12 protein-coding genes and 1 tRNA gene are annotated in these 11885 nt (G+C 56.0%); 8 read left to right on the top strand and 5 right to left on the bottom strand.

Annotation, left to right across the window (positions count from 1 at the left end):
* Positions 1-258 precede the first annotated feature (258 nt).
* Positions 259-654, top strand: a complete 396-nt coding sequence (locus tag VGK48_08770; protein HEY2381262.1) for a hypothetical protein — start codon at positions 259-261, stop codon at positions 652-654.
* A gap of 83 nt (positions 655-737) precedes the next feature.
* Positions 738-947, top strand: a complete 210-nt coding sequence (locus VGK48_08765; GenBank protein ID HEY2381261.1) for a hypothetical protein — start codon at positions 738-740, stop codon at positions 945-947.
* A gap of 310 nt (positions 948-1257) precedes the next feature.
* Here the strand turns inward: VGK48_08765 and VGK48_08760 are convergent.
* A tRNA-Lys gene (locus VGK48_08760) sits at positions 1258-1330 on the bottom strand.
* 122 nt (positions 1331-1452) lie between these two features.
* Positions 1453-1935, bottom strand: a complete 483-nt coding sequence (locus tag VGK48_08755; GenBank protein ID HEY2381260.1) for a hypothetical protein — start codon at positions 1933-1935, stop codon at positions 1453-1455.
* 119 nt (positions 1936-2054) lie between these two features.
* On the opposite strand from VGK48_08755, the gene VGK48_08750 reads away from it, so the two are divergent.
* Genes VGK48_08750 through queG form a run of 3 tightly spaced genes read left to right on the top strand, consistent with a single transcriptional unit; the run spans position 2055 to position 5090 of the window.
* Complete coding sequence (locus VGK48_08750) at positions 2055-2336, top strand: 2Fe-2S iron-sulfur cluster-binding protein (GenBank protein HEY2381259.1); 282 nt, start codon at positions 2055-2057, stop codon at positions 2334-2336.
* A gap of 7 nt (positions 2337-2343) precedes the next feature.
* Positions 2344-4050, top strand: a complete 1707-nt coding sequence (gene polX / locus VGK48_08745; protein HEY2381258.1) for a DNA polymerase/3'-5' exonuclease PolX — start codon at positions 2344-2346, stop codon at positions 4048-4050.
* Positions 4051-4070: 20 nt separating this feature from the next.
* Entirely contained in the window at positions 4071-5090 is a 1020-nt protein-coding gene (queG, locus tag VGK48_08740; protein ID HEY2381257.1) for a tRNA epoxyqueuosine(34) reductase QueG, read from the top strand.
* An 8-nt stretch (positions 5091-5098) separates the two neighbouring features.
* Here the strand turns inward: queG and VGK48_08735 are convergent, their stop codons facing one another.
* Complete coding sequence (locus VGK48_08735; protein HEY2381256.1) at positions 5099-5509, bottom strand: hypothetical protein; 411 nt, start codon at positions 5507-5509, stop codon at positions 5099-5101.
* Between the two features lie 224 nt (positions 5510-5733).
* Here VGK48_08735 and VGK48_08730 point away from each other — a divergent pair, with 224 nt between their 5' ends.
* The 3 genes from VGK48_08730 (at position 5734) to VGK48_08720 (ending at position 9341) form a co-directional block, all read left to right on the top strand.
* The gene (locus VGK48_08730) at positions 5734-7047 is read left to right on the top strand and encodes a homoserine dehydrogenase (protein HEY2381255.1); all 1314 of its coding nucleotides are present in this window, start codon (positions 5734-5736) and stop codon (positions 7045-7047) included.
* Entirely contained in the window at positions 7048-8811 is a 1764-nt protein-coding gene (locus VGK48_08725; protein ID HEY2381254.1) for a hypothetical protein, read from the top strand.
* Between the two features lie 140 nt (positions 8812-8951).
* Complete coding sequence (locus VGK48_08720) at positions 8952-9341, top strand: hypothetical protein (GenBank protein HEY2381253.1); 390 nt, start codon at positions 8952-8954, stop codon at positions 9339-9341.
* Positions 9342-9478: 137 nt separating this feature from the next.
* On the opposite strand, the gene VGK48_08715 is transcribed toward VGK48_08720, so the two are convergent.
* Positions 9479-10717: a sensor domain-containing diguanylate cyclase gene (locus VGK48_08715; protein HEY2381252.1), complete on the bottom strand. Its 1239-nt coding sequence runs from the start codon at positions 10715-10717 to the stop codon at positions 9479-9481.
* A gap of 241 nt (positions 10718-10958) precedes the next feature.
* Positions 10959-11663, bottom strand: a complete 705-nt coding sequence (locus VGK48_08710; GenBank protein ID HEY2381251.1) for a choice-of-anchor E domain-containing protein — start codon at positions 11661-11663, stop codon at positions 10959-10961.
* Positions 11664-11885: the final 222 nt, after the last annotated feature.

Below are 11885 nucleotides of genomic sequence, written 5' to 3'. Positions count from 1 at the left end.
CCTCGAACCGCCCGCGGCATGACGCCGGAAGAATGCGCCGATCGAATCGTTGCGGCCGCCGCGTCCGGCAAACAGGAAATCCATCCCGTTCGAATAAAGGAACGCCTGGCGCTGGAAGTCCACCGGTTTGCGCCGGCGCTGTTCCGAAGGATTATTCGAGGCCGGCCGCTTTAACGGTTAAATGATGTTAACCGGCAAAACCTATCGACTTTCGGATGAGTCTATTTCAGGTAGATCGATTCAGGAGGTCTCGCTGAAATGCTTCGAAAACTTTCAACACCGCTCGTCCTTTTCATTTTGTTTCTCGTAATGGGTTCTTTATCCACACTCAAGGCGGATGACTGGGATCAGAAGACGGTTTTCACGATCAATCAGCCGGTAACGATTCCCGGTCACGTGATATTGCCGGCCGGAACCTATGTCATCAAACGAATTAGCGCCATAAATCCGGTGCTTCAGATTCTGAACGAATCCGAAACCACGGTTTACGCAACCGTTCTGACGGTGCCCGATTTTGTCGACAAACCTTCCGATCAACCGGAGTTTACCTTCCGGGAGACGCCCGAAGGCAGCGCCGCGATAATGCGCAGTTTTCGTTATCCCGGCCATCAGATCGCCTTCGAGTTTCCTGATCCGGATTCAAAGACGGAATAACCCGGCACGAGAAAAACGCGGGGTGTGCTGTCGGCGCAACCCCGCTTGAATCTCTTTCAATTGCATCGTACAGTTTTTGCCGCATGACACGATTCAAGCTCGGCGACCGCGTTATAGTCAGCTCCCCGGTAAAAGAAACTTATAAAGGCCAAGCCGGTGAAATTGTCGCCGTGGACCTTGTCGAATGGGAAGCCGGCAAGGTCATTGAATCGTATGTCGTGGAATTCCAGGATCATGCCCGCCAGAGTTTCGTCGGCGCCGCACTGATGCTCCAGACTCCGGCAGCTATCTGAATATCCTATGCGGACTGAGTCTGCACCCGAAGGCGTGCGGAGACGTTGGTCAGGTTGTCGAGAGCTGTCGTGTCAGGCAGCGCGAAGGTAAGCCGATGTCGACCACGGCACGATCAACGCATTAGAAGCGGCATTTACCGGCCTCGACGGGTTTTTGGTGCCAAACGAGTGGGCGGCCAAGGTCAAAACATGCGCCGTCTGCCCAAGGTTTGGGACGGACCAAACACTCGTTTGATTGCGTCGGGTGCCACAGCGATGCCCCAAGAAAAACGGCCGCCGAACGGCGGCCGTAATTAATTGATTCTAAAAATGAGCCGTTCAGGAATCGAACCTGAAACCTACTGATTAAGAGTCAGTTGCTCTGCCAGTTGAGCTAACGGCCCGCGATAGACAAGAAACCGAAATAATAACATGCAGGAAGGAGGGGAAGGAACCACAAGAAGCACAAAAGGCACAGGAGACGGAACGCTCCTGTGCCTTTTGTGCTTCTTGTGGTTCCTTCCCTTTACGCCGCGGGGCGCTTCTGTTCAATCACGATCTCTTCAATAATGACGCCGGTTTCGGCGGATTCTTTTCGCCGGCCCTTAAACAACGTGCGGATGCCTTCAGCGATGCCCATTGCGATTGCGGAGTATTCACGGACCGGCCGCATGACGACGGTTCGCGCTTCATCGACCGTATCGAGGACCATTTCCCGGACCTCTGCAATGTGGACACGGATATTTGCCTGGGTCTCATTCAGCATTCGCTGGATCTGCAGAACCTGAGAATGCGCAACCTTGCCGGTTTCCGCCATGTCGTTCGCGACGGACTTCAGGTTGCTTGTTATCGACTCCAATGGTGCGATCAGCCGCTGGCTTTCAGTCATCAGCAGTTCGGCTTTGCTTGTAAGCCGCCGCGATAAAAGGTACATGCTGAGGAGCACGCCGGCCTGAACGATGATGGCGAGCGCCGTCAAAACAATCGCGACGACAAGAAGTGTTTCCATAATTCCCCCGTTTTATTACAAACGAATCCCTGAAGGTTTAGACGCTCCCCTCAAACAGATGTCGGAGGTCTGGGATTATTCGGGCTAAAGTTTGCCGCTTTCCCGCCGATAAGAAGGTCGTGGACGCCGAACTTTACGGTGACTATGAGAAACTTCTGCGGGTGAGCGTCTTGGGCCGGGACATGGAGATGCCCGAGAACAACACGCTGCTTCGCGGTCTTCAATTTGCGGCTCCGCAAACGATTCCGTACGGCCGCTTCTGCTGGAACGGCACCTGCAACAACTGCACCGTCACGGTTCGCAGCGGCGCTTGCGAGTCGAAAGCGCTGGCCTGCCGCATGGATGCGTGCGATGGAATGCAAGTGACATCCGCCTCCCGGGAGATCCAAAGATTGCTATGATCACTTCATGCGCAATCTCGAGGTCTCGTTCCAATTCCATCAGATAGCCGACCTCCTCGAAATTCAGGGTGCGAATCCGTTTCGTGTGCGCGCTTACCGCCGGGCTGCGACTAACATTGAAGGTCTGGCCGACAACATCGAAACCCTTGCGCTGAACGGCACGCTGCGAAATGTTCCGGGCATCGGGGAAGACCTCGCCGGCAAAATCGACGAATATATCCGCTCCGGCAAAATCGATTTCCTCGAAAAGCTGAAGGAGGAGGTTCCCCCGGGCCTCGTCAGGATAGTCGAGATCCCCAGCGTCGGGCCGAAGACCGCCAAGGAAATCTACGATAAGTTCCGCATCCAGACCGTCGAAGAGCTCGAAGCACTGTGCAGGACGGATCAACTGCTTTGTGTTCCGGGATTCAAGCAGAAGACGATCGACAACATCCTGAAAGGCATCGATGTCTTCCGCCGCCGGCGCGGAAATTATCTGCTCGGCCGGACGGTTCCCATCGCGGTTCAGTTCTGCAAATACCTTGAAGGTCACGCCGAGCGTGTGGCCTATGCCGGCAGCCTGCGACGGATGAAGGAGATCGTTCATGATGTCGATATCCTTGCGGCCTCGACCGATCTCGACAAAACGATGAAAGCGTTTCTTTCGATGCCTTTCATCGAGTCGGTGCTGGCGCAGGGCGGAACGAAAGCATCCGTTCGCGTTCAGGACGATCTGCAGGTCGATCTGCGAGTCGTGGATCCGAAGTCCTGGGGCGCGGCCATGCATTACTTCACGGGATCGAAGGCGCACAACATCCGCATGCGTGAGCGCGCCATCAAGCACGGGTTGAAGCTGAACGAATATGGCCTCTTCGATGCCAACGATAAATGTGTCGCGGGCGCCGAAGAGAAGGATATTTTCGAGACGCTCGGATTGCCGTATATCCCGCCGGTCCTGCGCGAAGACTGGGGTGAGATCGAAGCAGCCGCGCAGGGACGACTGCCGCAGATTGTCGAACTGGAAGATATCCGCGGCGATCTGCACATGCACACGTCGTGGAGCGACGGAAAATATACCTCCGAAGAAATGATCGAAGCCGCGCGTAAGCGTGGTTATAAATACATTGCCATCACGGATCATTCGAAATCGCTTGGCGTGGCCGGCGGGCTTTCCGATCAGGATCTGTTGAAGCACACGGAGGAGTGCCGCGCGCTCGATGCCAGGTATCCCGATATTCGAGTGCTGGCCGGAACCGAGGTCGACATCCGCCAGGATGGAACGCTGGACTATTCGGACGAACTGCTCGCAACGCTCGATTTCGTCGTAGCTTCGGTCCACTCCGGGTTCAAACAGGACAAAGCGTCGCTGACCAACCGCGTTGTCCGCGCGATGCAGAACCCGTACGTTCGCGTCATCGGTCATCCCACGGGCCGGCTGCTGGGGGATCGCGACCCGTACGATCTCGATTTCGACGAGATCATGAAGGAAGCGGCGCGAACCCGAACCTGCCTTGAAGTGAATTCCAATTTTCATCGCCTCGACCTGAACGACCTGCATTGCCGGAAGGCGCGCGAGATGGGCGTTCACGTGATCATCAGCACCGACTCGCACAATTACGACGACCTCCTGAATCTGCCGTACGGCGTCGCGACGGCGCAGCGCGGTTGGACTGAAAAGGATCGCGTTTTGAATGCGAAGCCGGTCGAGGAGATGCTGGCATTCAAGCGCGGTTGAATGCGCCGGAAAATCGAGCCATGTTGACTGCCGAAGATATCAAAGAGAAGGCCAGATCGCTCGGTTTTGATGTGGTGGGCGTGTCGGGTATCGGGCCGTTCCCCGAATCTGTCTTCTATTCCACATGGCTGGAGAAGGGATACGGCGGCGAGATGCATTATCTCGAACGCCAGGAAGCCGCCAAGATGACGCCCGGCTCGGTCCTGTCCGGCGCCCGTTCCGTGATCGTCTGTGCGATGAACTACAACGCCGCGCAGCCTCGAACCGCGTTCGACCGCATGCGTGCCTGGGTCTCACGCTATGCCTGGGGCGAGGACTATCACGAAGCGATGAAGGCAAAAGTCCGCGGGATCGCGGCCTGGATCGAAGAGAACTCTCCACGAAAGACGAAGGCTTACATCGACACCGGTCCTCTGCTGGAGCGTGTCTACGCGAAGTATGCCGGCATCGGCTGGTTCGGCAAGAATACCTGCATCATCCATCCCAAGGCGGGATCGTGGCTGTTTCTCGGCTGCATCCTCACGGATCTCGAGCTTGCGACGGACACGCCCGCTCCGGATCGATGCGGAACCTGCACGCGGTGCATCGACGCGTGTCCGACGCAGGCCATCGTCGAACCTTACGTTCTGGACAGCCGGAAGTGCATCGCCTACACGACAATCGAATTGCGCGGAGAAATTCCGGAAGCCGAGCGCGAAGGCATTGGCCATCATCTTTTCGGATGCGATATCTGCCAGGATGTGTGTCCGTGGAATCGCAAATCACCACTCTCCGCGAATCCGGATTTTCAGCCGAAGCCGGGTTTGTTCTGGCCCGAGATCGACCGGCTTCTCGACTTGAGTGAGGATGAATGGCGGCTGATGATTCGCGGCACTTCGATGAAGCGCGCGAAGATCAAGGGGCTGCTTCGTAACTTGATGGTTGTCGCGGGAAACTCGGGGGTCAAGGAATTCCTGCCCAAGCTTCGGAAATTCGTCACGCACGAAGACGAGCAGGTGCGGTCCCATGCGGAATGGGCCAGCCGCCGGTTAAAAGACTGACACGAAGGTCATTTCGAGTGTTTACGAGACGTTTTCGGTTTTGCATGCACGATGCGCCGCTCGACCTTAAAGAGAAAGCGCAGAATCATCTCTTTGTCTTTTTCGTCGATCTGCATGAACTCAACCCCAATCACCGGAAAGCTCTTCCACTTCACCACCGGGTAAACGACAGGCATTCCTTCGTCGGGAAGAACCAGGACCGCCGGTCCGATCATTTGCCCTTCCTCGAACACATCGAAGTGTTTCGCGGCGACCAACCGCGCTCCACCTCCGCCGAGTTCGTCGACGACGGGGTCAATGTTAACGCCATCCATGCTCAATAGAAGGTAGACAGGCTCGCCGGCGATCATCGATAAACGGAAAGCGGATCGGTTCCTGGCGAATTCGTCTTGTTGATCTGCCTGAATCGGGCGGCTCATGGAGAACTCATCGACGAATTGCGCTAATTCTTTACCTTCTTTTCAGGTTTTGTCGCGAAGCGCAAGCGCGATAGCGCGCAGCTGGAACTGACGCTATACTGCCTCTAACCTATGGCTAAGAAGGCCACTATCCTTATTGTGGTTGGGGTTGATCCCATCCGTCCCAAACGGCTTGAATATCAAAAACAGTCCTGGCGGAAACGCCTTTTTCGGGGTTAATTCCGTTGAAGGACCACATTAATATCGGGATCATCGGTCTCGGCACCGTCGGGACGGGTACTCTGCGCATCCTGCGCGATAACGCGGAATTGATCCGGAGGCGTGTGGGCGCGCCCATCGAAGTCACGAAAATCGCGGTGCGGAACATCCATGCCGATCGCGGCATCACGGTCGATCCGGCGTTACTGACCACGAACGCCTCAGCCGTGGTCGAGAATCCCGATATCGACGTCGTTGTGGAGCTGATCGGTGGCGAAGAGCCCGCCAAAACCCTGATCCTTGCGGCCATCGCCCGCGGCAAACATGTGGTCACGGCGAACAAGGCGCTCCTTGCCACCCACGGACCAGCGATCCATATGGCTGCCCGCACTGCCGGGGTGAGCGTCGGATTCGAAGCGAGCGTGGCCGGCGGAATTCCCGTCATCAAAACGCTGAAAGAAGCTCTCGCCGCCAACCGGATTCTGTCGATTTACGGAATTATCAACGGAACTTCGAATTACATTCTCACCAAGATGACCGACGAGGGGCGTTCGTTCTCCGACGTGCTCGCCGAAGCGCAGCGCGCCGGATATGCCGAAGCCGATCCGGCGTTTGATGTGGGCGGCATCGATACAGCCCATAAACTCGCCATTCTGGTGAACCTGGCATTCGATGCCGAGGCTCCGCTCAAGGATATTTTCACAGAAGGAATTACGGCGATCACTCCGCTCGATATCGATTTCGGAAGAACGCTCGGATATAAGGTCAAGCTGCTCGCGATCGCCAAAATGCACGACGGAAAAGTCGAGGCGCGCGTCCACCCGACTATGGTTCCGGATACATATCCCATTGCGAAGGTCGGCGGTGTCTACAATGCCATTCAGATCGTGGGTGACGCGTGTCAGGACATCATGCTCTACGGGCGGGGCGCCGGCGCGCTGCCGACCGGAAGCGCCGTTGTTGCGGATATCATGGATATCGCGAAGCAAATACTGGAAGGAGGGGCGGCCATTTCATCAAGGCCGCGCGCTGCCGCGCTTGCGCTCCGCCGACCGCCCCTGCAGCCGATGCATTCCGTCACGAGTCTCTACTATCTGAGATTGATGGCGCTCGATCAACCCGGCGTGTTGTCGCAGATTTCGGGAATTCTCGGCCAGCATCGAATCAGCATTGCCCAGATGATCCAGCGCGGCCGGAAGGAGGGAGGCTCGGTGCCTCTCGTGATCATGACGCATACCGCCATCGAAAGCGACATTCAGCAAGCCCTGGTCGAAATCAAAGCGCTTTCATGTGTGACCGAAGAGCCGGCTCTGATCCGCGTTGAAGGGGATGAGCCGTAGATGCGGGTTTTCTTCGTCTGCGCGTTTGCGTGCGCGCTGCTCTTGTACAGCACCGGTTTTTTCGCGCCGTTCATGCTTGACGATCCGAACGTTGTTCAGGTCGGGCAACACTTCGGTTGGTACTCGCGTCCGCTCGGCTACTTTTCCTTCTGGTTGAACCTGCAGATCCTGCCGGTTATCGGTCCACTGTTCCCGTGGCGTGAACCCTTCTACTTCCGGATCGTGAACGTTTTTATCCATGCCTGCGCAGCGACGGCGTTGTTCTGGCTGGCATGGGAATTGATCGGCCGGTGGCTGCCCGCATCGGTTGCCGGCGCGCTGTTCCTGGTCCATCCGATCCAGACGCAGGCGGTCACTTACGTCAGCCAGCGGTTTGAATCGATGTCGGCACTTTTCATGTTTCTCGCCGCCGCCTCGTACGTGAAATTCCGCCGGATTGCTTACGAGGGTGCGACCGGTCCGCGTTACGCGTGGCTTGCCGCCACGGGACTCTTTGCCGTCGCGGCGGCAACAACAAAAGAAACGGCGGTAATCCTGCCCCTATGGCTGCTCTTCATCGAGTTTGTGTTCTTCGATCGGACGAAGTTCCGCCGCGCAGCAGCCTATATTCTATTGGTCGGATTGGTTCTGGTTTATCCGGCCTGGAAAGCCTTCGAAGGCGGCGCCGGCGTCAAAACATTCGGCTGGATACCGTGGCATCAATACTTCCTGACGCAGGGACCGATCCTCACAAAGTACTTCGGACTGGCCATCTGGCCGCAGCGGCAGTTCCTGTTCTACGATTTTCAGCCCGTTGCAGGATGGAGCGGGCCGGTCGTGCTGGAATGGTTGCTGGTTCTGGCCGTTCTCGGAGCTGGATTCTATCTACTGAAGCACGACCGGACGATCGGGTTTGGGATCATCACCTTTTTGGTATTGTTGATCCCGATGATCGTCCTGCCGCTGCCCGACCTTATTATGGAGCATCGGCTGTACCCCGCCTTTGCAGGAGTGGCGATTGCGGGAGCCGGGGTCTTTCAACGGATGAACCGGAAGGTGGCGCTGACCCTGTTCGGAATCCTGCTCGTCCTGTATGGAGTGAAGACCGAGCGGCGCAATGCCGACTGGAACGATCAGGTCCACTTCATGGAGCTGCACCGGGAGGCGTTTCCCCATGATCCGCAAATCCTGGCGCGATTGGCTGCCTACTATTATTTGAACGGAGAGGTGAACAAAGCCCTCGAGCTGAACCTGGAATCGCGGCGGTATGAATACCGGCTGAATCCTTATTACCGGCAGCAGGGGGAACTGCTCACAGCGGTGAACCTATCCTATATATATCTGGCGAAGCACGATTTTTCCGCTGCGAAGACCGAAAGCCTTCGGGCGATCGCCGCAAAACCTGAGGATCCAAATGGTTGGAACAGTTTAGGCCAGACGGAAACGCAGCTCGGAGATGCGGCTGCGGCGGAACGCGCCTTTCAGAAAGCGGTGGACCTTCTACCCGACTCCGGCTCCTGGCAAGCCTTGGAAGCCGCAGCCCAACGCGCAGGCGACGAGGCAACCGTCCGTCGGGCGGATGCGGCCCTGACTACGGATGCGGAAACTGCGGCTTCGCAGCCCCCAAATCATACACTGCCCATAATCCCAGAGAAAGACAGGGTTTATTTCATTTTCGTGGTGACGGTTGGTCTGGTTTCAGCGATTCTCTGGGGAGGATGGACGATCTGGTCGGCCATCCATACGGCCATCGGCCGAAGTAGAGATCCTCACCAATTGTTGTAGTTCGACCACCGGCACCAATGGCTCGGGATATACCTGGCAGGTTCCCAGCGCATCCACAACATGGTCGGCCCTCGGCAACTTCGGGCACAAGCGCCGACTACGCGACCGGACAAACAGGCCATACCACCATCGAAGGTCATTTGATCGAAAACATTCTTGGCGATCCGTCCGCTCCCGGAACCAAAGCATCGTATCCGGTGCGTGGCTCCTACGTGGGCGCTCCTGAAAGAGGGTGGGCGGGACCGTACGTTGCATCGCTGCCCAGGCGACCAAGAACGGCTCAACACCCATGTCCAGCAGCCGCGGTAAATTGGATCGATCGACACCGCGCGAACGTTGATGTGCTCAATACCGGCCGATTCCGCAAGCACCTTCGCCAGATCGCCTTCCGTGACGAGGTTCAACTGGCGCAGGAGTGCGCCCAGGCGTTCGCCTGTGCGTTTCTGTTCCTTGAGCGCAAACTCCAACTGGTCTGGAGAGATCAAACCGGCACTGACAAGAAGATCTCCGATCCGTTCAACCTTTATTGAGTGGGGACACCGATACTAAGAGGCCTGTGACGGGTGGGCCGAAACTTAAAATGCTGAGCTAATATAGATTTACAAACCCAAGGCTTTCAAGGAGTTTCGGCGCTTTCGAGGGGGTGAATTTCGGCGTGTAGCGAGGGCTACCTTTCCGCTGCCTTGAAGGCTATGGCACAGTTTTTAGAGGATCGTTTTGAAGAATACAAGGCTTGGTCGGCTTCGGCCACGAGAGTTTCAAAATGGCTTCCTCGATGATATTCCGAAACACCAATGCTGACGGTCACATGGCCCGAGTACCCGAGTGAAGGGAGAATGTTCGCGCTTTCGACGCGCTGCAAAATCTTTTCGGCCACGTGCAGCGCGCCTTCAAGATTGGTGCCCGGCAGCACGATTCCAAACTCATCGCCGCCGCAGCGGAAAACAAAATCCGTGTTTCGAACGGTGGTGTCCAGGCTTTCCGCGATCCGCGTCAGAACCTTATTGCCGACCACATGGCCGAAGGTATCATTCACGAGTTTGAAGGAATCGATATCGATCATGAGCAGCGAAAGAGGCGTTGTGTATCTGTCCGCGCGCGCCGTTTCGCGGCCGAGAGCCTCGTGGAAGAAACGTGTGTTGTATACCCCTGTCAGGGAATCCGTGATTGCAGAGCGCTGGAGTTCGGCAAAGAGGCCCGCGTTTTCGAGAGCGATTGCGGTGAAGTCCGCGAGGGCCGCTGCGGTGCCGACATCGTCGCTTGTAAAACTCTTCGGCTCCGCGGAGACCGACACGAATGCGCCGAGGACCACTTCTTTCGTCTGGATAGGAACGGCAAGCAGCGACACCAGCCCATACTTTTCGACGAAAGTGCGCATTTCCGGCGCAAGGTGGGCCTGTTGCAGGTTGGCGATGACAACAGGCTGCCGATCCACCAGGACCTCCGATAACGCATCGCTCTTCAATGTTTGAGTGCCCAGGTTTGCAGTCGCGATCAACATTTTGACCAAGCGGTCCTGATTCCGGGAGAATGCCGCTTCAAGCTTCATCAATCCTGTTTCACTGGAAAGAAGTACAAAGGAGGTGTCTCCGAGGACTTCGGTTGATTTCGTTACAACGCGTTCGAGCAGCTCATCGATCTGAAGCGAGGAAGAAAACAGCCGGATGAGCTGGCTCAGGAGCTCCGCCCGGTGAACCTGTTCTTCGAGCTTGTTCAAAAGACGCCGGTAGAGAACCCCAGTGTTCTTTTCCTCGGAAGTGATGATGACGGTGTCGGATTCCTTAACGGCGGGAAGCTCGTCGCCACTGTGCGTAACGATATTTTCGGCTATCCGTTCCTGAAGGATTTCCCTGAGTTCCTTGCATTGCTGGGGATCCGTCCCCAAAATGAAGATGGTGTGCGCCATTCTGTCTTCGCCGACCCTGAAAAACTCGGATGCGAGACTATAAGTGTTATGCCTCGATTAACAAAACGAAAAAAACGGTTAATTTGAAACCAGTTCTAATGCCGTTGTAAGTCATTCAATCTGTGGTTGAAATTTCTCTTTCGAAGAGCACGTTGCTCTTGACGGTGTCTCGTTTGAAATAACGCGCTGCCGAGACTTATCTTCAGGAAACCTACGATAACAGCTACGCGCTGAAGGTCCGTCAGCGGGGGTAAGCCGCAATACCGTTCATTCTCATCCAACCCGCAAGGCCCAATAAACCAGGCAGCAAGAGAAGCCATACAGGGGGTTCCGGGGTCGGGACGATGTAGACGTAATCGACTTCACCCGAAATGTTCGATAGCGTCGAGGTATTCGTCAGGATATTACCTCCACCTCCGGTAATGGTCTCACCCGTCATGGTCTGCGCGAAAAGTGTAAAGTTGCCCGTGCCGACATAAGACGTAAAGGCCGCCCCGTCGGCCACGGTATAAGCCAGTGTCGTTGACGCGGAATCCGTAAACGCTCCGTAGGACGCGTATTGACCAGATGTCAGTTTATAGCTCTGCTGCTTGCTGATATCTGTACTGAGGATGTCCCCGTTGATCAGAGTTAAATCGGTTTCGAGGTCCATCGTGACCTTGAACATTTCCATTATCGCCGCAGTGTTCTTCACTGTGCCGCTGGTGTTCATCGTATTGCTGAACGAGATGTCGACTTCCTGCAGCGTTCCAAGCGCGGGATCGAACTGGGGAATATCGAATGACGTGCTCCAGTCGGTGACCGCCAAGGTGTTTCCAGGACCGAACCCAAAGAGATCAATATCAATGGAATCGGCGGATGCGGAACCTGCGGCCGCGATGATGACAGCGAGAACTGCAATCGCACAGCGGAGGACGTGGGGACTTCTCGGAGTATTGAGTTTCACTTGTCGCTTCCTTGCTTGGTAACGGATCTGAAACTGCCAACGATCAATCGTTGTTTGATCCAGCCAATCTTTCTAGCCGACCTGAACCCTGCAGTCCAGGTTCCAAAGTTTTGACACCCTCAATAAAGCACTTAACAGATTGCTGGAAAGCTGACTTTGTAAAGGTATCCGGCGATCAACCGCGCTCGATGTACAGAAGACGCGCTGAGCTTCCCTCGTTTC

The organism is Terriglobia bacterium (genome assembly GCA_036496425.1).
In the GTDB taxonomy this organism is placed as follows: domain Bacteria; phylum Acidobacteriota; class Terriglobia; order 20CM-2-55-15; family 20CM-2-55-15; genus 20CM-2-55-15.
This window is presented reverse-complemented; position numbering and strand designations above follow the sequence as displayed.